This is a genomic window from Paraburkholderia sp. BR10872, assembly GCF_040965835.1.
GTDB lineage: Bacteria > Pseudomonadota > Gammaproteobacteria > Burkholderiales > Burkholderiaceae > Paraburkholderia > Paraburkholderia nodosa_A.
Map to the genome: position 1 here is coordinate 14,201 of NZ_JBFRCN010000037.1, position 23,012 is coordinate 37,212.

The 23,012-nt window shown below is 66.3% G+C and carries 23 protein-coding genes and 1 pseudogene; 20 read left to right on the top strand and 4 right to left on the bottom strand.

Annotated elements, in window-relative coordinates:
* The first annotated feature begins 19 nt into the window (after positions 1 to 19).
* The 10 genes from AB4Y43_RS25800 to AB4Y43_RS25845 all read left to right on the top strand — a co-directional run bounded on the left by AB4Y43_RS25800 (position 20) and on the right by AB4Y43_RS25845 (position 8,190).
* On the top strand, positions 20 to 763 hold the full coding sequence (locus AB4Y43_RS25800) for an IclR family transcriptional regulator (protein WP_368616335.1): 744 nt from the start codon (positions 20 to 22) through the stop codon (positions 761 to 763).
* A gap of 71 nt (positions 764 to 834) precedes the next feature.
* The gene (locus tag AB4Y43_RS25805; RefSeq protein ID WP_368616336.1) at positions 835 to 1,887 is read left to right on the top strand and encodes a cyclase family protein; all 1,053 of its coding nucleotides are present in this window, start codon (positions 835 to 837) and stop codon (positions 1,885 to 1,887) included.
* Between the two features lie 45 nt (positions 1,888 to 1,932).
* On the top strand, positions 1,933 to 2,634 hold the full coding sequence (locus AB4Y43_RS25810; protein WP_069266123.1) for an SDR family oxidoreductase: 702 nt from the start codon (positions 1,933 to 1,935) through the stop codon (positions 2,632 to 2,634).
* Between the two features lie 2 nt (positions 2,635 to 2,636).
* Complete coding sequence (locus AB4Y43_RS25815; protein ID WP_368616337.1) at positions 2,637 to 3,617, top strand: 3-hydroxyacyl-CoA dehydrogenase; 981 nt, start codon at positions 2,637 to 2,639, stop codon at positions 3,615 to 3,617.
* A 68-nt stretch (positions 3,618 to 3,685) separates the two neighbouring features.
* The gene (locus AB4Y43_RS25820) at positions 3,686 to 5,017 is read left to right on the top strand and encodes a TIGR00366 family protein (protein WP_342947103.1); all 1,332 of its coding nucleotides are present in this window, start codon (positions 3,686 to 3,688) and stop codon (positions 5,015 to 5,017) included.
* Positions 5,018 to 5,073: 56 nt separating this feature from the next.
* Positions 5,074 to 5,358: a muconolactone Delta-isomerase gene (gene catC, locus AB4Y43_RS25825; protein ID WP_069266126.1), complete on the top strand. Its 285-nt coding sequence runs from the start codon at positions 5,074 to 5,076 to the stop codon at positions 5,356 to 5,358.
* A gap of 12 nt (positions 5,359 to 5,370) precedes the next feature.
* Positions 5,371 to 5,667 (top strand): YciI family protein, encoded by a 297-nt coding sequence (locus AB4Y43_RS25830; RefSeq protein WP_368616339.1) that lies wholly within the window; start codon positions 5,371 to 5,373, stop codon positions 5,665 to 5,667.
* 251 nt (positions 5,668 to 5,918) lie between these two features.
* Positions 5,919 to 6,095 (top strand): DUF1328 family protein, encoded by a 177-nt coding sequence (locus AB4Y43_RS25835; protein WP_028203043.1) that lies wholly within the window; start codon positions 5,919 to 5,921, stop codon positions 6,093 to 6,095.
* Positions 6,092 to 6,319 (top strand): hypothetical protein, encoded by a 228-nt coding sequence (locus AB4Y43_RS25840; RefSeq protein ID WP_368729077.1) that lies wholly within the window; start codon positions 6,092 to 6,094, stop codon positions 6,317 to 6,319. Before AB4Y43_RS25835 ends, AB4Y43_RS25840 begins: the two co-directional genes overlap by 4 nt.
* 191 nt (positions 6,320 to 6,510) lie before the next feature.
* A complete protein-coding gene (locus tag AB4Y43_RS25845; RefSeq protein WP_368729078.1) occupies positions 6,511 to 8,190 on the top strand; it encodes a purple acid phosphatase family protein in 1,680 nt (559 codons plus the stop codon).
* A 36-nt stretch (positions 8,191 to 8,226) separates the two neighbouring features.
* Here the strand turns inward: AB4Y43_RS25845 and shc are convergent.
* Positions 8,227 to 10,219 (bottom strand): annotated as a pseudogene (shc, locus tag AB4Y43_RS25850) (squalene--hopene cyclase).
* 105 nt (positions 10,220 to 10,324) lie between these two features.
* Between shc and AB4Y43_RS25855 the strand changes: the two are divergent.
* The 10 genes from AB4Y43_RS25855 to AB4Y43_RS25900 all read left to right on the top strand — a co-directional run bounded on the left by AB4Y43_RS25855 (position 10,325) and on the right by AB4Y43_RS25900 (position 19,131).
* Entirely contained in the window at positions 10,325 to 11,041 is a 717-nt protein-coding gene (locus AB4Y43_RS25855) for a TetR/AcrR family transcriptional regulator (protein WP_069266187.1), read from the top strand.
* Between the two features lie 118 nt (positions 11,042 to 11,159).
* Positions 11,160 to 12,119 (top strand): 4-hydroxyproline epimerase, encoded by a 960-nt coding sequence (locus AB4Y43_RS25860; protein WP_368729110.1) that lies wholly within the window; start codon positions 11,160 to 11,162, stop codon positions 12,117 to 12,119.
* Positions 12,119 to 13,276: an NAD(P)/FAD-dependent oxidoreductase gene (locus AB4Y43_RS25865; RefSeq protein ID WP_368729111.1), complete on the top strand. Its 1,158-nt coding sequence runs from the start codon at positions 12,119 to 12,121 to the stop codon at positions 13,274 to 13,276. Before AB4Y43_RS25860 ends, AB4Y43_RS25865 begins: the two co-directional genes overlap by 1 nt.
* On the top strand, positions 13,269 to 13,544 hold the full coding sequence (locus AB4Y43_RS25870; protein WP_069266132.1) for a 2Fe-2S iron-sulfur cluster-binding protein: 276 nt from the start codon (positions 13,269 to 13,271) through the stop codon (positions 13,542 to 13,544). Before AB4Y43_RS25865 ends, AB4Y43_RS25870 begins: the two co-directional genes overlap by 8 nt.
* Complete coding sequence (locus AB4Y43_RS25875; protein WP_368729079.1) at positions 13,541 to 14,809, top strand: FAD-dependent oxidoreductase; 1,269 nt, start codon at positions 13,541 to 13,543, stop codon at positions 14,807 to 14,809. The genes AB4Y43_RS25870 and AB4Y43_RS25875 overlap by 4 nt, the downstream gene beginning before the upstream one ends.
* 89 nt (positions 14,810 to 14,898) lie before the next feature.
* On the top strand, positions 14,899 to 15,681 hold the full coding sequence (locus AB4Y43_RS25880) for a helix-turn-helix domain-containing protein (protein ID WP_368729080.1): 783 nt from the start codon (positions 14,899 to 14,901) through the stop codon (positions 15,679 to 15,681).
* A 179-nt stretch (positions 15,682 to 15,860) separates the two neighbouring features.
* Positions 15,861 to 16,775 carry a dihydrodipicolinate synthase family protein gene (locus tag AB4Y43_RS25885; protein ID WP_368729081.1) on the top strand — a complete coding sequence of 305 codons (915 nt, stop codon included), beginning with the start codon at positions 15,861 to 15,863 and terminating at the stop codon, positions 16,773 to 16,775.
* A gap of 94 nt (positions 16,776 to 16,869) precedes the next feature.
* Positions 16,870 to 17,025, top strand: a complete 156-nt coding sequence (locus AB4Y43_RS25890; protein ID WP_342947094.1) for a hypothetical protein — start codon at positions 16,870 to 16,872, stop codon at positions 17,023 to 17,025.
* Positions 17,026 to 17,071: 46 nt separating this feature from the next.
* Positions 17,072 to 17,734 (top strand): response regulator, encoded by a 663-nt coding sequence (locus AB4Y43_RS25895; RefSeq protein WP_028203032.1) that lies wholly within the window; start codon positions 17,072 to 17,074, stop codon positions 17,732 to 17,734.
* Positions 17,731 to 19,131, top strand: coding sequence for an ATP-binding protein (locus AB4Y43_RS25900; protein WP_069266136.1), 1,401 nt, complete (start codon positions 17,731 to 17,733; stop codon positions 19,129 to 19,131). The genes AB4Y43_RS25895 and AB4Y43_RS25900 overlap by 4 nt, the downstream gene beginning before the upstream one ends.
* Here AB4Y43_RS25900 and ampC read toward each other — a convergent pair.
* The 3 genes from ampC to AB4Y43_RS25915 all read right to left on the bottom strand — a co-directional run bounded on the left by ampC (position 19,128) and on the right by AB4Y43_RS25915 (position 23,005).
* A complete protein-coding gene (ampC, locus tag AB4Y43_RS25905; RefSeq protein WP_368729082.1) occupies positions 19,128 to 20,300 on the bottom strand; it encodes a class C beta-lactamase in 1,173 nt (390 codons plus the stop codon). The genes AB4Y43_RS25900 and ampC overlap by 4 nt on opposite strands.
* Positions 20,301 to 20,388: 88 nt before the next feature.
* A complete protein-coding gene (locus AB4Y43_RS25910) occupies positions 20,389 to 21,915 on the bottom strand; it encodes a cytosine permease (protein WP_368729083.1) in 1,527 nt (508 codons plus the stop codon).
* Positions 21,916 to 22,075: 160 nt separating this feature from the next.
* Complete coding sequence (locus AB4Y43_RS25915) at positions 22,076 to 23,005, bottom strand: LysR family transcriptional regulator (protein ID WP_368729084.1); 930 nt, start codon at positions 23,003 to 23,005, stop codon at positions 22,076 to 22,078.
* Positions 23,006 to 23,012 lie beyond the last annotated feature (7 nt).

The following is a 23,012-nucleotide window of genomic DNA, read 5'->3' on the forward strand; positions in this document are numbered from 1 at the left end:
GTATGTCGATAATGCTCTCATGGATGTGAAAACTGCAGTGCGCGTCTTCGACGTGATCAACCTCTTTGCCGAAGTCCGGCAGCCGATGATCTACAGCGAGATTGCGCGTCGAACCGAGATCCCGCTGTCGAGCTGCCACGCGCTGTTGCAGACGATGGTGGCCAAAGGCTATCTGTACGCGCCGGGCGTGAAGGCGGGCTACTACCCCACGCAGCGTCTTCTGCATGTGGCGCGCGACATCTGCAGCGAGGACCCGCTCACGCTGATGTTCCAGCCGCTGCTTTCCGCGTTGCGCGACGCAACCGGCGAAACCGCCGCGCTCGCCACGCTTGCGGGCAACCGCGTGGTCTATCTCGACGTGATGGAGTCGCGCCAGAAGATCCGCTACAGCGACGAGCCGGGCGGCTTCATGACCATTGCGAGCGCCGCGGGCAAGGCGCTGCTCGGCGCGCTCGCTCCGGCCGCGCGCCGCAAACTGCTCGACAGTTGCGAGCCGCAGCTGCACTCGGCCAACGGCGCGGTGATCGAGCGCGGCGCGTTCGAGCGCGATGTCGAGCAGGGCGTGACGGACGGCTGGCATCGCTCGACGGGCGAGAGCGTGGAGGACGTAGCCGGCCTCGCGCGCGGTTTCCTGATCCATGGCGAGGCGTTTGCGCTCGTCATCGGCGCGCCCAAGGCGCGTCTTCTCAAGAACGAGCAGCACGCCGTGAAGGCGTTGCTCGAGGTGTACGCGCAAATCCCGCCAACGCTGTTAGCCGCGTGAGGCGTCTCGGGCACTGACTGCAGCGATGCGCGAAGCGCGAAGCGCGAAATTCCTGAAGTGGAGGGTCAAGCATGCGTTGGAAGAACCGGCCGCAAGGCTCGAACTGGGGCGACTTCGGTCCCGACGATCAATTGGGGCGCCCCAATCTCATCGGCGCCGAGCAGGTGCTCAAGGGCGCGCAGGAAATTCGCGCGGGCCTCACGTTCACCCTTTCGCTGCCGCTCGACTTTCCGGGCGACAGCAAGCTCAACGTGCGCCGCCATCCGCCGGTGCTGCGCCCTACCTTCCGCGACGGCCTGCCCTACGTGAACTTCCCGTTCGCACGCAACGAAGCGGGCGCGACCGACGTGGTGAGCGACGACCAGGTGCTGCTCTCGCTTCAATACTCCACGCAGTGGGATTCGCTCGCGCACGTGGGCGCACGCTTCGACGCCAACGGCGACGGCGTGGCCGAAAGCGTCTACTACAACGGCTTTCGCGCGAACGTGGACGTGGTCGGCCCGATGGAATATCGCGCGGAAGACAACTTCGCGCCTCACGCGTGCGGGGGAGAGCATAGCCATGCCGATGTGCTCGGCATCGAGCATCTTGCCGTGAAGGGCATGCAAGGGCGCGGCGTGCTGATCGATTTCGCCGCGCATTTTGGCCGCGAGTTTCGCACCGTGGGCTACGACGACCTGATGCGCGTGATCGAGGCCGACGGCGTGGAAGTCGAGCGCGGCGACATGCTCGTGCTGCGCACCGGGTTTGCTGAGATGGTGCTCGAAATGAACCGCCAGCCCGACGAAGCCGTGTTGTCGAGCCACTGCAGCGCACTCGACGGGCGCGACGAGCGCCTGCTGCAATGGATCACCGATTCGGGCATCGCGGCGCTCGCTGCCGACAACTACGCAGTCGAACGCTACCCCGCGCGTGCGCCCGCCACACCGGGCGATCACCCGCTCATGCCGCTGCATCACCACTGTCTCTTCAAGCTCGGCCTGCCGCTGGGCGAGCTTTGGTATTTGCGCGATCTCGCCCTGTGGCTGCGCGAGCACCGGCGCTCGCGCTTCATGCTCACCGCGCCGCCGCTGCGGCTGCCTGGGGCCATGGGCTCGCCCGTCACGCCGGTCGCCACGGTTTGACGAACTGCTTCGCTATCCTCTGTTTTATCCGCATTCCCGAAAAACATGGCTAAAGAAAGAGTCCTGATTACCGGCGGCGCCGCCGGCATCGGCGCCGCGTGCGCCGCGCGCTGCGCGGCCGATGGCTACGAAGCCGTCGTGATCGACCGCGTGGGCGACGGCATCATCGCCGATCTCTCCGACACCGAGGCAACGGCAGCCGCACTCGCCCGCGCGCTGGAAGGCGGCCCGATCACGCGCCTCATCAACAACGTGGGCGTGGTCGTGCCCAATGACGCCGAGCACCAGTCGCTCGAAGAACTCGAACGCGCATGGGCCCTCAACGTGCGCTGCGCGCAGCAGTGCATGCAGGCGCTGTTGCCCGGCATGAAGGCGGCGCGCTTCGGGCGCATCGTCAACATGTCGTCGCGCGCCGCGCTCGGTAAAGAGCTGCGTACGGCCTATTCGGCCACCAAGGCCGCGTTGATCGGCATGACGCGCGTGTGGGCGCTCGAACTCGGCGCATTCGGCGTGACCGCGAACGCCATTGGGCCGGGCCCGATTCGCACCGAACTGTTCGACCGCGCCAACCCGCCCGGCGCGCCGCGCACCGAAGCGATCATCAACGCTGTGCCGGTCAAACGTGTAGGTACCCCCGACGATGTCGCGCACGCCGCCTCGTATCTGCTCGACGCGCGCAGCGGTTTCGTGACCGGCCAGGTGCTCTACGTGTGCGGCGGCATGACCGTTGGCGTCGCGGGAGTCTGACGATGGCGGCCCTCGAAACGCCTGCACAACCATGCGAACCGCGCCGCGCCGGCATCGTCGGCGCGGGCAGCATCGGCGTGGCGTTCGCGATCTGCTTTGCGCGGGCCGGCTGGCGCGTGCGCCTCTACGATCCCGACGCGGCACGCCGCGCCGCCGCGCCTGAAGAGATTGCGCTGCGCCTCGACGCTCTTACGCAATACGCGCTGCTCGACGAAAGCGCACAGCAAATCGCCACACGCGTCGCGATCGTCGACACGCTCGAAGCCGCGGTGGCGCACGCCGATCTCGTGCAGGAATGCGCACCGGAGCGCGCCGAACTAAAGCGCGAAATCTTCGCGCAGCTCGACCGCGCCGCGCCGCCCGAAGCGATTCTCGCGAGCGCTTCGTCGTTTCTCGCGGCTTCGATATTCGTCGACGCTACACTGCCGGGTCGCGCGCGCTGCCTCGTCGCCCATCCCGGCAACCCGCCCTACCTCGTACCCGTGATCGAGGTCGTGCCCGCACCGTTCACGTCCGAAGCGGCGACCACGCGCGCGATCGCGCTCTACGCCGAAGCGGGCATGAAGCCCGTGCGCGTAAAGCACGAAGTGGAAGGCTTCATCTTCAACCGCCTGCAAGGCGCCGTGCTGCGTGAAGCGTATTGCCTCGTGCGCGACGGCGTCGCGTCGGTGGAAGACATCGACACCGTGATGCGTGAAGGCCTCGGCCCGCGCTGGTCGGTGATCGGCCCGTTCGAGACCGTCGATCTGAACACGCGCGGCGGCATCGCCTCGCATGCGCAGAAGATGGGTCCCTCGTACGCGCGCATGGGCGCCGAGCGCGGCCAGCACGACCCGTGGACGCCCGAACTCGTCGCCGAGGTCGAGGCGGCGAGACGCGCGGCATTGCCGCTCGATCAATGGGACGAGCGCGTGGGCTGGCGCGACCGCCAGCTCATGCATCTCGCCCGCCATCGCAAGACCCAAAGCCACGACGACTCATAAGCGCATCGAACACGCGCCGAGAGCCGAAGAGACCCGACAACTATTACATTTCAGATAGAGACACTTCCATGCAGAAAGTCACCGCTTTCTTTACCGAGCTGATGCGCCGGTATTTGCCCGATCCGTTCGTCTTCGCGATCGGCCTCACCCTGCTGACGATGGCCCTTGCCGTGATCGTGCAAGGACAAGCCGTCACGGCGCTCACCACGAGCTGGGGCAAGGGCTTCTGGGCGCTGCTCGCGTTCACCACGCAAATGGCGGTGATTCTCGCGATGGGCTACGTGCTCGCGACCGCGCCGCTCACCGACCGCTTTCTGAACCGCCTGGTGGCGCGCGTGAACGATCCGCGCATGGCGATCATCGTCGCGACGCTGGTGGGCGGCATCGGCAGCTATCTGAACTGGGGCTTCGGCCTCGTGGTGGGTGGGATCGTCGCGCGCAAGCTCGCGCTGCGCGTGAAAGGCGTGCACTACCCGCTCATCATCGCTTCGGCCTATAGCGGCTTTACGCTCTACGGCCTCGGGCTTTCCGCCAGCATTCCCGTGCTGATCTCCACGAAGGGGCATCCGCTCGAGGCGCAGATGGGCGTCATTCCGCTCTCCGAAACGATTTTCTCGCCCACCATGCTCATCACGAGCCTCGTGACCCTCATCACGCTGCCGCTGCTGAACGCATGGCTGCACCCGAAGCCGGGTCAGCCGATCAAGGAAATCGACCGCGCCCAGGAAGAAAAGCAGCAGAAGGCCGCCGCGCTCGGCGTGGATCTCGACGAAGGCAACACGCTCGCCAACCGCCTGAACAACAGCCGTCTTCTGAGCTACGTGATCGGCCTGATCGGCATGGGCTATGTCGCGCTGCACTTCGTGCAGGGCGGCTCGATCGACCTGAACCTGATCAACTTCTTCATTCTGTTCCTCGGCATCCTGCTGCTCGGCACGCCGATCCGCTATGTGGAGAAGCTCAACGAAGGCATTCGCACGATCAGCGGCATCATTCTGCAGTACCCGTTCTACGCGGGCATCATGGCGATCATGGCGTCTTCGGGTCTGGTCAATACGTTTTCCGAAGCGTTCGTGAAGGTCGCGACGCCGGGCACGCTGCCGTTCTGGGGCTTGATCAGTTCGTTCGTGATCAACTTCTTCGCGCCTTCGGGCGGCGGCCACTGGGTCATCCAGGGACCGTTCATGATCGAAGCGGCGAAGACCATCGGCGCCTCCGTGGGCCATACCTCGACGGCCGTGATGCTCGGCAACGCATGGAACGACCTCGTGCAGCCGTTCTGGATCTTGCCCGCGCTTGCGCTTTCGAAGCTCAAGCTCAAGGACATCATGGGCTACACGGTCATCATGATGTTCTGGATCGGCATCGTGTATTCGGTTGCGATTCTCGCCTGGGGCTGATTGGCTCTCCCTTATAGGCGCCCCTTTCTGAACCCCATCCTCACCGGAGACTATTCATGCTGTTTCTTGTGCACATGCAGGTGCAGATTCCGCACGGCACCGACGCCGCCTTCGCCGACGCCCTGAAGGCCGAGGAAAAAGCGTTTTCGCAGAAGCTGCAACGAGAAGGCAAATGGCGCCACCTGTGGCGCGTGGCCGGCGAATATGCGAATTACAGCGTGTTCGATGTCGAATCGAACGACGAACTCCATACGCTGCTGACCGCGCTGCCGCTCTTCCCGTTCCTGAAGATCAGCGTGACGCCGCTCGCCCAGCATCCGTCGGCCATCGTGCCCAATTAAGAGGAACGCGCCATGCCTTTTCTCATCGAAACGTTCGACAAGCCCGGCCACGCCGAAGTGCGCGCACGCGAGCGCGATTCACATCTGGCGTTTCTCGCGCAAAACAAGGCGCTGTTGCTGGCCTGCGGCGCGAAGCTCAACGACGACGGGAGCAGCGCAGGCGGCGGCATCTATATCGTCGATCTCGAAACGCGCGAGGAAGCCGAGCGCTTCATCGCGCAGGATCCGTTCGCGCATGTCGGGCTGTTCGAGAGCGTGAAGATCGTTCGCTGGCGCAAGGCCTATATTGACGGAACCTCCTACCTGTAAGCGCAACGCACCTGCAGTCCCGCGAACGTTAAGTTCGTTTTTCGACCTCGACGGCGCCGTGCTCCCCTGTACAGCGCCGTTTTGGCCCGGCGTGTGCCCCCGCACGCCGGGCCGTTTTTCATTCCCGCCCGGTTAGGCGCCTGGCTGCGCGCCCCGGTGCTGGGCACATCGATTGCTGAGCAGGTGCGCTGTCAGTCCATCAAGCAGCGCGGCCCATGTGGCGGCGCCTTCACGCGAGGAGGAAACCGATCATGCTAAAAATGGCCCTGTTCTTTGCCGTGATCGCCGTGATCGCGGCCCTGTTTGGCTTCACGGGTATTGCGGCCGGCGCGGCCGCGATTGCGAAGATCCTGTTCTTTATCTTTGTGGTGCTGTGCGTGGTATTCCTCGTGATCGCACTCGTGGTTACGAAGAAGATCGTCGATTGACCGAAGCACGAACGACGTCCGGCGCGGGCGGCAGCTATACGATCGGGCCGGCAAAGGTGGGTCTCGTGTTCACGCGCACGATGGTTGCCGAGCCCACGCAGACCGCCCGGGGTGGCTCGCTCAATGCGTTCGACGCCGACTACCTGAGGTTCAATAACTTCCCGAGCAATACGCAAGCAGTCGTCGCGGCAGGCATGCGCCTGAAGTTCCACGCCCATGCTTAACGGCCAAGCGCGGGCCGCGCGATGCAAGCGCGGCCCGTCGTGCTGCGTAAAATAAGGGCAGTGTCATCGCCAGGTCATGCAAGCGCGCCATCGTTGCGCAGACACTCACCCTGCGATGCTTGCGCCCGCGCGCGTCAGTCATGCAAGTCCGCCAGCGCAGGCTTCGCCTTCTGCTCCCGAGGCGAGACGACATGACGAATAAAGACATCCCCGAGAATGCATCCACCGAAAGCGGCGCCAGTGTCTCGCGCCGCGGCTTCCTCAAGCTTGCCGGCGCTTCCGGCTTCGCGAGCGCGGCCAGCGCTTTCGCGGGCAGTGCGAAAGCCGACGCCGCCACAGCCGACGGCACGCCCGAGCAGATCCACCTCACCTGGGGCGAAGATCCGACACGCGAAGTCGTCGTTTCGTGGGCATCGCTCGCCTCCTCCACGAATCCGCGCGTGATCTACAGCGTCGATCGCGGCAAACACGAGACGGTGCACGCCATTCAACGCACCTATACCGACGGGCTCACCGGCGTCGTCGTCTTCACGTATCACGCGCGGCTGCGCGGGCTGGACCCGGCCACGACCTACCGCTACGAAGTCACCGCCGATAACGACAGCCACGCGAGCAGCCCGTTTTCGTCGAGCTTCACCACGGCGCCGCGCGGGCGCGTAAAGTTCCGCTTCACGAGCTACGGCGACCTCGCCACGCCGAACACGGGCTGGGTGCTGTCGTCGCCGCAAAGCCGCTTCGCCGTCGAGGCCGTGGAGCGCTTCCAGCCGCTCTTTCATCTGCTCAATGGCGACCTCTGCTATGCGAACCTGAATCCCGCGCACCAGACCGACGTGTGGCGCGACTTCGGCAACAACAATCAGACGTCGTCCGCGAATCGTCCTTGGATGCCGTGCCCCGGCAATCACGAGATCGAGTTCTACAACGGCCCGCAGGGTCTGAATTCGTATCTCACGCGCTATACACTGCCGCATAACGGCACGCAGTTTTCGGGCCGGTGGTACAGCTTCCGCGTGAGCAACGTGCTGTTCGTCTCGCTCGACGCCGACGACGTGGTCTACCAGGACGCCGCCGCGTTCGTGGCCGGCCCGTCGCCGCTCGTGCCCGCGGCGAGCACGGGCAACGCGCCGGTTCAGCCGGGCACGTCGTTCTACGTGCGCGGCTACAGCAACGGCGTGCAGACGCGCTGGCTCGAGCAAACCTTGAAGCAGGCAAGAGAGGACGACGATATCGACTGGATCGTGGTGCAGATGCACCAGGACGCGCTCAGCTCGTCGAAGACGGGCAACGGCTCGGACAAGGGCATACGCGAAGCGTGGCTGCCCCTCTTCGACCGCTATGGCGTGGATCTCGTGGTGTGCGGCCACGATCACGACTACGAGCGCAGCTACCCGGTGCGCGGCTGCAATCATCACGCGGGCGTCGATGCGAAGACCGGCGCGAGCGTCGACACGCTTCAGCCGCGCCCCGTCACGCACGCTCAGGGCACGGGCAACACCTTCGACACGAGCCACGGCACGATTCACCTGATCCTGGGCGGCGGCGGCACGAGCGCGCCGCTCGACGTGTATGGCGTGGACGCCGGCAACGGCAACCCGCAGGCGCAGGTGTTCACGAAGCCCAATCACCCGGTGGCGGGCACGACCGCGGGCACGTTCGCGCGCCCCACGGCGGATGCGCTCGAAGACGCGATCTGGTCGGCGCAGCGCGATACGGGCACGGGCTATGGCATTGCGGTGTTCGACGTCGATCCCGGCGCGCACGGCGGCAAGACGACGATCACGATGAACTACTATCACGCACCCGGTGCGGATCAAACGCCGACCGGCAATTATGAGTTGTTCGAAACGATTACGCTGGCGAAGTCACGCTAAGCGAGCCACGCGGGGCGCTTGCGCCCCGCTTCGAATTCAGACTGCGAGCGCAGCTTCTTCCACTTCCCGCACCGCGACCGCACCGGCCGCCAGCCGCCGGAAGCGCGACAGCGCCCACAGCGGGAAATAGGCCGTGTACCCGTGATACTTGAGGTAGTAAATGCGCGGGAACCCCGGCGCATTGTGCGAACGGTGCCACCAGAATCCATCTTCCTGCTGCACGGATAGCAGATAGGCCACGCCGCGCCGCACCGATTCGGATTCCCAGTCACCGAACGCCATTTGCGCGAGCAGCGCCCACGCGGTGAAGTTCGACGCGCTTTCGCCGCCGTTGGTGCCGGCAAGGCGCGGGTCGATATAGCTGTCGTTGGTCTCGCCCCAGCCGCCATCGGCATGCTGGCGGGCGCGCAGCCACGCCAGCGCGCGTGCAATGTACGGCTGCTTCGGGTCCTCGCCCGCGAGCGCGAGACCCGCCAGCACGCTCCACGTGCCGTAGATGTAGTTGGTGCCCCAGCGGCCCCACCAGCTGCCGTCGGCTTGCTGCGTGGCCTTCACGTACTCGATGGCGCGCGCAAGCGCCGCCTTGTCCTCCTCGCGGCCCGTCACGCCGAAGCACAGCAGCACGCGGCCCGATACGTCTTCGGTAGGCGGGTCGAGCAAGGCGCCGTGATCCGCGAAGGGGATCGCGTTCAGATAGAGGCGGTCGCAATCGGCGTCGAAGGCCCCGAAGCCGCCGTTGCGCGATTGCAGGCCGCGCATCCAGTCGAGCGCGCGCGACGCGTGCCGCATACGGGTCGGTGCCCGTTTTGCGCGCCTGCCCAAGGCCACGACGATGGAGCATCGCAGCGACCACGGCGGTATCGTCGATGTCGGGATAGTACGGGTTCTCGTACTGAAAGGCCCAGCCGCCAACCGGCGTGTCGGGCTGCGCGTTCTCGATCCAGTCGCCGCGCACGTCGTCCACCTGACGCTCGGCGAGCCAGTCGTACGCGCGCGCAATGCACCGCTGCAGTTCCTGGTCGCTGATCGCGGCCGACGCCGGATCGGCGGGCACGACTGTGCACGCCTGCTCGAGCGCCATCGTGCTCCAGGCCGTGTCCCACACCGGCGAGAGACATGGCTGGCAATACACGCTGCCGTCCGGGCGCTCGACGAGCAGCTTTTCCAGCGCGTTCTCGCAATCGCGGCGCAACGGATGATCCTCCGGATACCCAAGCACCTGCATCATCTGGTAGCTGTAGACGATCGGCGGAAAGATGCCGCCCATGCCGTCCTCGCCGTTCATGCGCTCGGCGCACCAGGCCTCGGCATATTTCATGGCGCGCTGGCGCAGCGCGCGCGGCAGCAGCGGCTCGATATGGCGCAGCGCCCGGTCAGCCGCGAGAAAGAACCGGCGGATGCCCTTGCCGCGCGCAAAGTATTCGCGCTCCTTCTCGGGCGGGGTGACGAACAGTTCGGCGATCGATACGTCATGCGGATTGGCCGCGCGCGCCTTCAGCGAACAGAGCGCGAGCAGCGGCACCATGGTCGTGCGCGCCCAGTAGGCGACCTTGTACATCGAAATGGGCACCCACTTCGGGAACAGCACGAATTCGATCGGCATGAACGGCGTGGCGCGCCACGGCACCTGACCGAAGGTGGCGAGCAGAATGCGCGTGAACACGTTGGACTTTGCCGCGCCGCCGAGCTTCAGAATGGTCTCCCGCGCGCGCACCATGTGCGGCGCGTTCGCCGAATCCCCTGCCGCCTTCAGCGCGAAGTACGCCTTCACGCTGCACGAGACATCGGGCGCGCCATCCACGTAGAGATCCCATGCGCCGTGCGTTTGCAAACGCTGGATCGCGCGTAGATAGCGCGCCATCTTCTCCTGACGCACCGTGTCGATCTTGCCCATGAAATGCATCATGAGGATGTATTCGGCGGTGATCGTGGCGTCCGATTCGAGCTCGAAGCACCAGCTTCCATCGGCGTCCTGCTCTCGCACGAGCGCGTCGCGGCCGCGAACGATCGAGGCGTCGAGCGCCGCCATGGCGGCTGCAGAGGCGGTAAAAGGCGGGTTGGAATTTTTCATCGGCGGATCATACCATCCGTACGGAATGTTTAGCAGCAGCGCCTGAATGGTATGATCGCCGCCATGAAAGACTCCTCCGTCAAGGCGCCCGCGCGCGCGACAAGGCGCAGCGCGAAGGCGGCTGACGCAGCGGCCCCCTCGGCTCCGCCGGCCTCCCCGGCCCCGAAACCCCGTTCCCCACGCAAGGACGCGGCGCCTGCCGCCGGCACGCGCCGCAAGAAAGCCCCGGCTCAGGTGCGCGCGCAGTTGCTGCAAGCGGCTTCCGATATCGCCACCGATCAAGGCGTGCCCGCCGTCACGCTCGACGCCGTGGCCGAACGCGCGGGCGTGACCAAAGGCGCGCTGCAGTATCACTTCGCCAACAAGCAGGGCTTGCTCGATGCCCTCTTCGAGCAGACGCTAACGCGCTTCGAGCAGCAGATGCACACGCGCATCGACGAAGGCGTGGCGCAAGGCACGCCGAAACACGGCGCCGCCGCGCGCGCCTACCTGCACACCACCATCGACGAAACGAGCCCTGCCGCCAGCACCAACGTGCTGCGCGTGCTGGTGGCCGCGATGATGACCGATCCCGCGATTCGCGAGCGCTACGCCGCGCCCATGCGCAAGTGGACGCGCCCCGACCCGCTGCCGCTCGAAGCCGCCGCCCGCCTCATGATCTGCCGGCTCGCGGCGGACGGCCTGTGGATCTCCGACCTGCTCGGCTACCAGAACATGCCGCCGCGCCTGCGCGCCGAAGTGGTGCGCCAGCTGGAGCAGCTGGCGCTCGTGAAAGCCTGACGAAAGCACGCGCAAGGGTTCCGCCTCACCGCCGCGCATTCACGCCCGGCGCACTATGCCGAAATCGTCACCGCGCATGGGTCGTTCGAGCAAGACGGCCAAAATGGCGCGACCTACGATTGTCGGCATGAAAGCCCTGACCGTTATCGACTCCCACACGGGCGGCGAGCCCACGCGCCTCGTGATCGACGGCGGCCCCGAGTTGGGCCGCGGCCCGCTCGCCGAACGCCTCGCCGTATTCCGTCGCGACTTCGACCGCGTGCGCGCAGGCGTCGTCAACGAGCCGCGTGGCTCGGACGTGATGGTCGGCGCGCTGCTTTGCGAGCCGCATGATCCGTCCTGCTCTGCCGGCGTGATCTTCTTCAACAACGTCGGTTTTCTCGGCATGTGCGGCCACGGCACCATCGGCCTCATCGCGTCGCTCGCGCATCTCGGGCGCATCGCGCCAGGCGTGCATCGCATCGAAACGCCGGTCGGCAACGTCGAAGCCGAACTGCACGCCGACGGCAGCGTCACCGTGCGCAACGTGCCCGCGTATCGCTACCGCCAGGCCGTGCCGCTCGACGTGCCCGGCTACGGCCGCGTGCACGGCGACATCGCGTGGGGCGGCAACTGGTTCTTCCTCGTCGCCGATCACAACCTGTCGCTCGAAGCGCGCAACGTCGAAGCGCTCACCGAAGCCACGTGGGCCATGCGCCAGGCGCTCGAAGCGAACGGCGTGACCGGCACGGACGGCGCGCTGATCGACCATATCGAACTGTTCGCGCACTCGGACGTCGAGGGCATCGACAGCCGCAATTTCGTGCTGTGTCCCGGCAAGGCCTACGACCGTTCGCCGTGCGGCACCGGTACGAGCGCGAAAGTCGCGTGCCTCGCCGCGGACGGCACGCTCGCTCCCGGCGCGCGGTGGCGCCAGGAAAGCATCATCGGCAGCGTGTTCGAAGCCTGCTATGAAACCACGCCCGATCTCCCCGCGGGCCATGTGCGCCCGAGCATTCGCGGCAGCGCGCATATTAGCGCGGAGTCCAAATTGATTTTCTCCGACGACGATCCGTTCGCGTGGGGCATTCCCGCGTGATGCAAGGTTCGAGCCGTCGAGACGATGTCGTCGTGATCGGCGCGGGCATCGTGGGCGCGGCTTGCGCGCATGAACTTGCGGCGCAGGGCCTGAACGTGCTCGTCATCGAGCGCGCCGGCATAGGCGGCGGCGTGACGGCCGCGGGCATGGGCCACCTCGTCGTGATGGACGACACCCCCGCCGAATTCGCGCTGAGCGCGTGGTCGCTGGCGCTGTGGCACGCGCTGGCGCCGCGTCTCGACGTGCGCCACGCGTTCCTGCGCTGCGGCACGCTCTGGGTCGCCGCCGACGAAGAAGAGCTGGCGCTCGCGCAGACGCGTCAGCAGGCGTTGCAACACCAGGGCGTGGCGTGTTCGATGCTCGACGCGCGCCAGTTGCGCAAAGCGGAACCGGGGCTGCGCAAGGGCCTCGTGGGCGGCATGATCGTCGACAACGACGCCGTGGTTTACGCGCCTGCCGTAGCCGCATGGCTGCTCGAGCAGCCCGTTAGCGGCCGCTTGACCTGCCGCACGCAGACGCAGGTCGTGCGTATCGACCGCGTGGGCGTACACCTCTCCGATGGCGAGGTCGTCGGCGCGGGCGCGGTATTGATCGCGAACGGCCTGGCGGCGCTCGAGTTGCTACCGCGCCTGCCGCTCCAGGCGAAGAAGGGACACCTCCTCATTACCGATCGCTATCCCGGCGCGATTCGTCATCAGATTCTCGAACTCGGCTACATCAAGAGCGCGCACAACGCGAGCGGCACCTCGGTGGCGTTCAACGTGCAGCCGCGGCCGACCGGTCAATTGCTGATCGGCTCGTCGCGCCAGTTCGACAGCACGGACCCCGCCGTCGAGCCGGCGATTCTCGCGCGCATGCTGCGCCGCGCCGCCGACTATCTGCCGCAACTGCCCGCGCTCAACGCGATCCGCGCATGGACGGGCTTTCGCCCGGCATCGAGCGACGGCATGCCGCTGATCGGCCCCGCGGCGGCGTTCGCCGATGACGACAGCCATCCGTCGACGTGGCTCGCCACCGGACACGAGGGCCTCGGCGTCACCACGGCGCTCGGCACCGCGAAGCTGATTGCCGCGCAGATGCTCGGACGCGCCGCCGAGATCGACGCGACGCCCTATCTCCCCGCGCGCTTCGCTGACCAGGGGGCCGTGCATGCCTGAAGCCAATACGACCTTGACGATCGATGGGCGCAATGTGGGCGTCGCGCCGGGCAGCTCGGTCGCAGCCGCCATCGCCATTGCCGCGCATGCGGAACACGCAGCGCCCGTCACGCGGTGCTCGGTGAGCGGCGCGCTGCGCGGGCCGTTGTGCGGAATGGGCATCTGCCAGGAATGCCGCGTCACCATCGACGGCGTGCCGCATCGCCTTGCCTGCCAGACAGTTTGCATCGCGGGCATGAAGGTCGTCACCGGGAATGCAGCGCCATGAAGTTCGACATCCTGATCATCGGCGCCGGACCGGCCGGATTGAACGCCGCGCGCATCGCCGCACAGGCGCGCGCAAGCGTCGGCATCGTCGACGACAATGCGCTGCCCGGCGGCCAGATCTGGCGTCAGGGTCCCGGTCATCGCGCCGCTGGTCCCGCACGCGCCGTGCTCGACGCCCTCACGGCGCGCACCAACGTCGCGCTGCTGAGCGCCACCCGCATCGTGCAGCCGCTCCCCGGGCGGCAGTTGCTCGCGGAGAGCCCCGACCGTGCGCTGTCGCTCGCTTACGGCAAGCTCATCGTCGCCTCGGGCGCGCGCGAACGCTTCCTGCCTTATCCCGGCTGGACCTTGCCGGGCATCACAGGCGCGGGCGGCTTGCAGGCGCTCATCAAGGGCGGGATGCCCGTGCGCGGCGAACGCATCGTCATCGCGGGGAGCGGGCCGTTGCTCTGGGCCGCCGCGGTCACCGCGCGCCAGCATGGCGCAACGATCGCCGCCGTCGTCGAGCAGGCGCCGCCCCAGGCGGTGCGCCGATTTGCGGCAGGCCTCGTCCATACGCCCGCGAAACTCGCCCAGGCGCTGCGCATGCGCTTCGATCTGCGCGCGACGCCCTATCGGTGCGATGCGTACGTTGCCGAAGCCATCGGCACGACGCGCGTGACGCAGGCGCGCGTGCGGCGCGGCAACGACGACGTGCTGGTCGATTGCGACCGGATCGCATGCGCCTATGGCCTCGTGCCGAATACGGGCATCGGCGCAGCGCTGGGTTGCCGCCTCGAAACCCATGCGGGTTCTCCCGCCATCGCCGTGAACGAATGGCAGCAGACCTCAGCCGAAGCCGTTTACGCGGCCGGCGAATGCACAGGCGTGGGCGGCATGGAACTCGCGGCGGTGGAAGGACGCATCGCCGCGTATGCTGCGCTCGGCGACCACGCGAACGCCCGGCACCTGTTCGCCGAACGCGAGCGTTACCGCCGTTTCGCCACGCGCCTGCACGCGGCGTTCGAACTCGCCCCCGCGTTGCGGGCGCTGCCGCAGCCCGACACTGTGTTTTGCCGTTGCGAAGACGTCGCGTATGGCGACGTCGCGCGCCATACGTCGTGGCGCGACGCCAAGCTGCAGACGCGCTGCGGTATGGGTCCCTGTCAGGGCAAGATTTGCGGCGAGGCGGCGGCGTTCTGTTTCGGCTGGCCGCAAAATGGCCAGCGCCCTCCGTTCTCGCCCGCGCGCATCGACACCTTGCTGCAGGTAGAAGCGGCGCAATAGCGCCACACCCGCTTTTTGTTGCAGATGCGCGCGCGTGCGCAAATCGGCACAATGGTATTTTCCGCCGATACCGCCCCAAGCGCCTCGCGATGCCCGAACCGGTCCTGCCCGCCGCCCTCGAAAACGCCACGTTTGCGCAGATGATCGCGCATTTCACCATGCTCGAACCGCTGTTCGACGCCATGCCCGACGTGGTGTTCTTCGTGAAGGATCACGAGGCGCGCTACGTGATCGCCAACACCACGCTCGCCGCGCGCTGCGGTTTCAAGGAGAAACGCGCGCTGCTCGGCAAGACCGCCGAGCAGGTCTTTCCCTCGCGCTTCGGCCACAGCTATACCGCGCAGGACCAGGCCGTGGTGCGGCTCGACAGCAGTCTCATCGACCAGCTCGAGCTGCATCTGTATCCGGGCCGGCAGCCGGGCTGGTGTCTTACCTCGAAAGTCCCGCTGCACGACGCGCGCGGCCGCGTGCTGGGCGTGGCGGGCATTTCGCGCGACCTGCAGGCCGCCGAAGGCACGCATCCCGCTTACCAGCGGCTTGCGGTCGCCGCGAAGTACATCCAGGACAACTATGCGCAACCGCTCAAGCTCGCGCACCTGGCGAAGCTCATCAACATGTCGGTGGCGCAGATCGAGCGTTACTTCCACAAGATCTTTCACCTCACGCCCCGCCAGATGCTGCTGAAAACCCGTCTGGATGCGGCCTCGGTGCTGCTCGGGAGCGACCTGAGCATCACCGACATCGCCACGCAGTGCGGTTATAACGATCACAGCGCGTTCACGCGGCAATTCAAGGCCACGGTGGGCGTCACGCCCAGCCAGTACCGCGCGCTGCTGCAAACGCCCGAAAGCGCGCAGGCGTCCGGCGCCTGAGCCTCGCGCCAGCTTGCCCAGGGTTGTCCCTGGGCCGCTGAAGCAAGCGGCGGACTATGCAGATTTCGTCTTTTTGAGGCGCGAAAGGCCTCAAGCGTCAAACGATCTGGACAGCGATACTTCACTCATATTCAACAGGTACCGGCGCGAGCCGCTACGCATTCAAGGAGTGAGTCAAAGTGAGCGCTATCCAGTGGAGCGGGGTGTTTCCCGCCGTCAGCACGCAGTTCAAGGCGGACTTCTCGGTCGATATCGACGCCACGCACCGGGTGGTGAGCAATCTCGTCAAGGACGGCGTGTCGGGCCTCGTGGTGTGCGGCACCGTCGGCGAGAACACCTCGCTCGCGACGAACGAAAAGATCGCGGTGATCGAGGCCGCGCGCGACGCGGCAGGCGGCAAGGTGCCGGTGATCGCGGGCATTGCCGAATTCACCACCGAGTTCGCGCGTCAGACCGTGAAAGAAGCGGCGCGCGTGGGTGTGGACGGCGTGATGGTCATGCCGGCGCTCGTGTATTCCTCGAAGCCGCACGAAACGGCCGCGCATTTCCGCGCCGTGGCGTCCAGCACCGACGTGCCGGTGATGGTCTACAACAATCCGCCGATCTACAAGAACGACGTCACACCCGACATCCTGATCGCTCTTCAGGATTGCGAAAATATCGTTTGCTTCAAGGATTCGTCGGGCGATACGCGCCGCTTCATCGATCTGCGCAACGCCGTGGGCGATCGCTTCGTGCTGTTCGCGGGCCTCGACGACGTAGTGGTCGAAAGCGTGGCCGTGGGCGCGCAAGGCTGGGTCTCGGGCATGTCGAACGTGTTCCCGAAGGAAGGCGAAACGCTGTTCCGCCTCGCGAAGCAAAAGCGCTTTGACGAAGCGCTCGCGCTCTACCACTGGTTCATGCCGCTGCTGCATCTCGACGCGCGCCCCGACCTCGTGCAATGCATCAAGCTGTGCGAGGAACTGGTGGGCCGCGGCAGCGCCGTCACGCGCCCGCCGCGCCTGCCGCTCGAAGGCGAAGCGCTCGCGCATGTGAAGGCCGTGGTCGAGAAGGCGCTCGCCACGCGCCCCGCCCTGCCGGACGTCGGTCTGTAAGCGCTACGCATTCAACGCGCCTCTCTCCCAATCTTCATTCGAATCGCCGAAACCGGGCCACGTTGGCCCGGTTTGTTTTTTCACACGGGATGCCATGTCCGCCACCATCGTCCTCACGCTCGACGAAGTCTTCACGCTCTCGCGCAACGTGCTGCCGCAAGGCATATCCGATGCGTGCGCCGAGCCCACGCTGCGCGATATCGCGCCCGGCGTGCTGGCCGTGGGAGCGTGCCGCTTAAGCACCGGTTAAGCCGGGATGAGCGACAATGTAAGGCTGGAAATTGGGGGAGCGAGCGATGCGCCTGTTGCTGGTGGAAGACGACGAAATGATTGCGGAAACGGTGCTCGACTCGATGCGCCGCGAGGGTCATGCCGTCGACTGGGCGCGCGACGGGCGGGAAGCGGAGCTTTCGCTCGACAACGACGTGTACGACCTCGTGCTGCTCGACCTCGGGCTGCCGAAGAAGGACGGGATCGAAGTGCTGAACGGCTACCGCCGTAAGGGCGGCGAAGCGGCCGTGCTGATCCTGACCGCGCGCGACTCGGTGACGGACCGCATCGCCGGGCTCGACGCCGGCGCCGACGACTACCTCATCAAGCCCTTCGATCTCGACGAACTGGCCGCCCGTACGCGCGCCATGCTCCGCCGCCGCACGGGCCAGAAACAGCCCGTCTACACGCACAGCGGCCTCGCGCTCGACCCCGCCGCGCACGAGGTGACGAAAGACGGCGAAAGCGTCGCGCTCGTGCCGCGCGAATTTGCGCTGCTGCGCGTGCTCATCGAGCAGCCCGCGCGCGTCTTCACGAAGGCCGAACTCGAAGAGCGCATGTACGGCTGGGGCGAGGAAGTCGGCAGCAACGCGATCGAGGTGCACGTGCACAGCTTGCGCCGCAAGATCGGCACCGACCAGATCGTGACTGTGCGCGGCGTAGGTTACCGGCTCAAGAGATCGGAATGAACTCCATCCGCCGCCGCCTGCTGGGCTGGCTCATCTGCGGATTCGCGGCCGCCTCCATCGTGGCCGGCTTCGGCATTTTTCACAGCGCGCGTGAAGAAGCGGGCGAGCTCTTTGATTACGAGCTGCATGCCGTGGCGCAATCCATGCCCGCGAACGCCGCGATGGCGCGCGAGGTCGAGCAGTCCGGTCCCGGCTTCGACGAGATCGCCGACGACCGTATTCTCATCCAGATCTGGGACCACGACGGCAAGCTGGTTTACCGCTCGCAGGAAACGCCCGTGCTGCCGCGCCAGGCCACGGGCTTTCGCACGATCGAGCACGACGAGGTGCATTGGCGCGTGTACGGCATCGCGCAACCGGATCGCTTCGTTCAGGTGGCGCAGCCCATTTCCGTGCGCGACGGGCTGGCGCTGCATCTCGCGCTGCATACGTTGTGGCCGCTCGCACTGCTCGTGCCGGTGGCCATCGTGCTGCTGCTGTTCGTGGTGACGCGCGGGCTCGCGCCGGTGGGCGCGTTGTCGGCGCTGCTCGCTTCGCGCTCGGCGCATGAGCTGGAGCCGTTGCGCCTCGACGGCTCGGTGCCCGTCGAACTGCGCCCGCTCGTCGTCGCGCTCAACGATCTGCTGGACCGCCTGAATACGGCTTCGCAGGCGCAGCGCACCTTCATCGCCGACGCGGCGCACGAGCTGCGCTCGCCGCTCGCCGCGCTCAAGCTGCAATGGCAGGCGGCGCTGCACGACGGCACGCTCAACGGCGAGCCGCGTACGCTCGAGCGCATGCAAACGCGCCTGAACCGCACGATCCGCCTCGTGCAGCAATTGCTCACGCTTGCGCGCGAAGATGCGCAAGCGAGCACGCCCGCCACTGTCGTGAGCCTGCGGCGGCTGGGAGAGCAGGCCATCGGCGACTTCTCGCTGCTCGCGGAAGAGAAAGGCATCGACCTCGGCCTCGAGTCGCGGCCGCCCATCACGCCCAATTGCATCTGCAACGTGAACGCCGACGCGCACGGCCTGAACACCCTGCTGAACAACCTGCTCGACAACGCGATCCGCTACACGCCCTCAGGCGGCAAGATCGATCTCGTGCTCACGCGTTCGCAGGACACGCTCGGCTTCGAAGTCATCGATAACGGGCCCGGGATTCCCGAAGCCGATCTCGAGCGCGTGGTCGACCGCTTCTTTCGCGGCGATCATGCTCAGGGCACAGGCAGCGGGCTCGGACTTTCGATCGTGGCGCGCATCGCGCAGCGTCATGGCCTGACGTTCACGCTGCGCAACAACCCGGGCGGGCGCGGTCTCACGGCGGCGGTGAGCGGGCTGCCTGTGCACGACAGCCCGGCGGCTAACACGAATGCGCCCGCCAGCCGAACCGCGCGGGCGACGAGCGATTCGGCCTAAGGTGCCGGCACGCCCTGCACCCGTTCCAGCACGCGATAGGCGAACCGCACGCGCGACTCGGTGGGGTGATTGCGGTTGGCGAGAATGACGATGGCCGTCTTGCGCGAAGGCTCGAACGCCAGATAGCCGCCAAAACCATTGGTCGCGCCCGTCTTGTCGAGCAACACGTCGGGCTGCGGCGGCAGCGGCGGAATCAACGCCGTGGCCGGGTTGTCCTCCAGCACCATCACGTTCGCGTTGCCTTTCACGAGATCGTTCAGGCCCACCGGCTGCGCGTACTGCTCCCATACGAGGTCCTGAACGAACGGCCCCGTGCGGAAATAGCCCACATGCGTGGCCTCCAGCGCGCGCTGCATCTCCGGTTCCACTTCGACCTGGCCCAGGTTCGCTTCGAGAAAGCGCAGCATGTCTCGCGTATCCGATTTCACGCCGTAGGCTTCGTCGGCTAGCACGCCGGGATGCAGACGCACCGGCGCGTTCTTGCTGTTGTAGCCCTGCGCATAGGCCGCGCGCTCCGCGGCCGGCACGCGGATGAACGTGTGCGTGAGCCCGAGCTTCGGAAAGAGCAGTGTCTCCACCGCATCCGGGTAGCTCATGCCGAGCTGCTGCGCCGCGATGCGCGCGAACATGCCGATGCTCGGGTTCGCGTAGGTGCGCTGCGTGCCAGCCGGATAACGCGGCCGCCATGCCTTGAGCCAAGCTGTCAGCTGCGCGTCGTTCGTGACTTCATCGGGCACCTGCAGCGGGAAGCCGCCGCCCGTGTGCGTACCGAGATTGACGAGCGTGAGCCCGCCGAATGGCGTGCCGCGCATCTCGGGTACATAGGTGCTCACCGGCGCATCGAGCGAGAGCTTGCCGTTCACCTGCGCCCACCCGGCCAGGGTGGCGGCGAACGTCTTGCTCATCGAGCCGAGTTCGAACAGCGTTTCGTTCGTGACCGGCTCGCCCGTTTCCTTCGATGCGACGCCGAAGTTGTAGAAGCGCTCCGTGCCGTTCACGGCGACCCCGATCGCGAGACCGGGGATACCGTTCTCGCGCATGAAGGCGAGCGCGGCTTCGCGTATTTGAGCGTCGCTGCCGGTGGCAGGTTCGGCGGCAAAGCCGGGACCGCTTATGGCGATGGCGAAGAGCAGGGCACCGGCACCGCCCCTTACGAGTGAACGAAGCAAGATCGCCTCCTTACGCGCTGCGCAAAGCCGTGATCTTACCCGCTCTCTGCGCAACGGCTCCCGGCGAAGCGACCTGGTGCTTGCCGACTTACTCGGCGTACTCCGGGCTGCGTTGCAGTTCACGCACCGCGCCAGCGGTTTGCCCGCGCGCGCCGCCGCGCACGAAGCGGCGCCCTTCCCGGCCGTACACGGCATCCGGCTCGGGGAAGATCGTCAGCAGTACGACGTAGATCATGCCGCCCACCGCCAGCGAAACCGGCACGCTCAGATCGAGTCCACCCGCCAGCGAGCCAAGCGGACCGACGAATTGCCCCGGCAGATTCACGAACGAAAGACCGAAGAACGCCGCCGGCAGCCAGGCACCCATCGCGCGCAGATTCCAGCCGTGCGTGAACCAGTAGTGGCCGCCACGGCCGCCGCGATTGAAGACCTGGAGGTCATCGTTGAGATAGTGGCCGCGGCGCGTAATGAACCCGATCACCATGATCGCCATCCACGGGCAGCTGAACGTGCAGATGAGCGTGGAGAACGTCGAGACGCTTTCCACGAGATTGAACGCGAAGCGGCCGACGAAGATGAAGCCGATGGCCAGCGTGCCGATCAGCATGGTCGCACGCACGCGATTCAGGAGTCTCGGAAACATGCTCGACATGTCGAGGCCGGTGCCATAGAGCGCGGTCGTGCCCGTGGACATGCCGCCGATGATCGCAATGAGGCACGTAGGCAGCAGGAACCAGCGCGGCGACACGGCCAGCAGTCCGCCGACATAGTCGTTCGAGGCAATAAAGCTCGGCGCCTTCGTAGCGATGAGCGTAGCCGTGACGAGGCCGAAGAAGAATGGCACGAAAGTGGCGATCTGCGCGGCGAATACGGCGCCCATCACGCGGTGGCGCGGTGTGTGCTGCGGAATGTAGCGCGCCCAGTCGCCGAGCGTCGAGGCGAACGACACCGGGTTGCTCAATGCGACGAGCACGGCGCTCACGAAGGCCACCCAGAAGCCCGCGCCGCCCTCATGCAGCGTGCCGGCGTAGTTGGGATCGAATGCGCCCGCGAACGCGAAGGCGCCCACCACGAACATGAGGCTCGCCGCCCATACGGCGAACTTGTTCACCCACAGCATGAAGCGAAAGCCGTAGATGCACACCACCACCACGAGCACGGCGAACACCATGTAAGCCGAGCTGAGTGTCCAGGCGTTGACCGGCACGCCGACCATGTCGTGCGCGCCGCCCACGAGTGCATCGCCCGAACTCCACACGGCGAGCGCGAAGAACGCGATCGATGTGAGCAGCGCGAGGAACGAGCCCACGATCCGCCCATGGATGCCGAAGTGCGCCCCCGACGAAACGGGATCGCTCGTGCCGTTGCGCGGACCGAACAGGCTCATGGGCGCGAGAATGCAGGTGCCGGCGAGCACGCCGAGCACGAGGGACCACACGCCCGCCTTGAACGAGAGGCCGACCAGCACCGGAAAGCTGCCCAGCACCGAGGTGGAGAAGGTATTGCAGCCGCCGAACAGCAGCCGGAAAAGATCGATGGGCCGCGCGTAGCGCGATGCATCGGGAATGCGTTCGAAACCGAAGGTTTCGATCTGGGTAATGCTGTTATTGCTCATTGTCTCACTCCTTGCCGCGCTGATCTGGCTGCTTTTGCAACAACCGGCCAACGCACTATCAACGTCTCTCGCCCACTTTAATCGATCGCAGCGGGCTAATTATTCTGCATTCCATACGTTTACATCTTGCGCAGCCAATGTATGGCGCGCAGCGCTTCTTTCATTCAACCAGCGCTTCGGGCGCGGCGGCATGCTGCCCGTAGACGCCCAGCAGATCGTCGCAGAACGCGCGCACGATGGGCTTTTCCGCCGCGCTGCGCTTGACGGCCAGATGCATCGGCACGTCGAAGCCGAACGTGGTGCGTCCGAGCGCCCGGATGAGGCCGCGCTGCTCGAACGGCTCGGCGTGATGCGCAGGCAGATAGCCGATATGGCTGCCCGAGAGGATCAGGACCGTGGCGGCGTCGATGCTGTCGGCAATCGCCGTCACCTGCCGGTCGCCGATACCGGCAAGCTCCTCCGGGATCGGATAGCTGCGCCAGACCCAGTCGTGCTCGCGCAGATCATCGACACTGACGTGCGGCGCATGATGGAACAGCGCGTGCCCGCGCCCGCAGCACAGCACCTGGCGCTCGCTGAACAGCTCGGTGTAGTCGAGGCCCGCCACGCGATGCCAGAAGTAGCCGATCGCAATGTCGAGGTGGTTGTTGACGAGGCTTTCTTCGAGTTCCTGCGGCGCCGCGACCTTCATCGTGAAGCGCACGGCCTGATCGCGTTTGCGGAATGCGCCTATCGCTTCCGCGAGCCGCGCGTTCTCGACGTGCGAAGCCTGGCCAATCAGGCCGATGCCGAGCGTGCCGACGAGTTTTCGGTCGATATCGCGCACCCGCGCGACGAACTCGGTGGTGGCCGCAACGAGCGCGCGCGCCGAGGGCACGAAACGTTCGCCCTTCGACGTGAGACGAAAGCCGCCGCGTCCGCGCTCGCAGAGCTTGAAGCCCACGCGCGCCTCGAGCGCCGAGAGCTGCGTGCTGATGGTGGACTGCCGCACGCCTAGCGTCGCTTCGGCTGCCGTGATACCGCGCGCGTCCACCACGGCGAGAAACACGCGGATGAGCCGCAGGTCGAGATCGGAGGTATTGGAGAACATGCCGCTA

Bases quoted from the DNA above. Each gene is read 5' to 3' on its own strand.
- AB4Y43_RS25800 (WP_368616335.1), top strand. From the start codon at position 20: ATGGATGTGAAAACTGCAGTGCGCGTCTTCGACGTGATCAACCTCTTT.
- AB4Y43_RS25805 (WP_368616336.1), top strand. From the start codon at position 835: ATGCGTTGGAAGAACCGGCCGCAAGGCTCGAACTGGGGCGACTTCGGT.
- AB4Y43_RS25810 (WP_069266123.1), top strand. From the start codon at position 1,933: ATGGCTAAAGAAAGAGTCCTGATTACCGGCGGCGCCGCCGGCATCGGC.
- AB4Y43_RS25815 (WP_368616337.1), top strand. From the start codon at position 2,637: ATGGCGGCCCTCGAAACGCCTGCACAACCATGCGAACCGCGCCGCGCC.
- AB4Y43_RS25820 (WP_342947103.1), top strand. From the start codon at position 3,686: ATGCAGAAAGTCACCGCTTTCTTTACCGAGCTGATGCGCCGGTATTTG.
- catC (WP_069266126.1), top strand. From the start codon at position 5,074: ATGCTGTTTCTTGTGCACATGCAGGTGCAGATTCCGCACGGCACCGAC.
- AB4Y43_RS25830 (WP_368616339.1), top strand. From the start codon at position 5,371: ATGCCTTTTCTCATCGAAACGTTCGACAAGCCCGGCCACGCCGAAGTG.
- AB4Y43_RS25835 (WP_028203043.1), top strand. From the start codon at position 5,919: ATGCTAAAAATGGCCCTGTTCTTTGCCGTGATCGCCGTGATCGCGGCC.
- AB4Y43_RS25845 (WP_368729078.1), top strand. From the start codon at position 6,511: ATGACGAATAAAGACATCCCCGAGAATGCATCCACCGAAAGCGGCGCC.
- AB4Y43_RS25855 (WP_069266187.1), top strand. From the start codon at position 10,325: ATGAAAGACTCCTCCGTCAAGGCGCCCGCGCGCGCGACAAGGCGCAGC.
- AB4Y43_RS25865 (WP_368729111.1), top strand. From the start codon at position 12,119: ATGCAAGGTTCGAGCCGTCGAGACGATGTCGTCGTGATCGGCGCGGGC.
- AB4Y43_RS25870 (WP_069266132.1), top strand. From the start codon at position 13,269: ATGCCTGAAGCCAATACGACCTTGACGATCGATGGGCGCAATGTGGGC.
- AB4Y43_RS25875 (WP_368729079.1), top strand. From the start codon at position 13,541: ATGAAGTTCGACATCCTGATCATCGGCGCCGGACCGGCCGGATTGAAC.
- AB4Y43_RS25880 (WP_368729080.1), top strand. From the start codon at position 14,899: ATGCCCGAACCGGTCCTGCCCGCCGCCCTCGAAAACGCCACGTTTGCG.
- AB4Y43_RS25890 (WP_342947094.1), top strand. From the start codon at position 16,870: ATGTCCGCCACCATCGTCCTCACGCTCGACGAAGTCTTCACGCTCTCG.
- AB4Y43_RS25895 (WP_028203032.1), top strand. From the start codon at position 17,072: ATGCGCCTGTTGCTGGTGGAAGACGACGAAATGATTGCGGAAACGGTG.
- AB4Y43_RS25900 (WP_069266136.1), top strand. From the start codon at position 17,731: ATGAACTCCATCCGCCGCCGCCTGCTGGGCTGGCTCATCTGCGGATTC.
- AB4Y43_RS25910 (WP_368729083.1), bottom strand. From the start codon at position 21,915: ATGAGCAATAACAGCATTACCCAGATCGAAACCTTCGGTTTCGAACGC.
- AB4Y43_RS25915 (WP_368729084.1), bottom strand. From the start codon at position 23,005: ATGTTCTCCAATACCTCCGATCTCGACCTGCGGCTCATCCGCGTGTTT.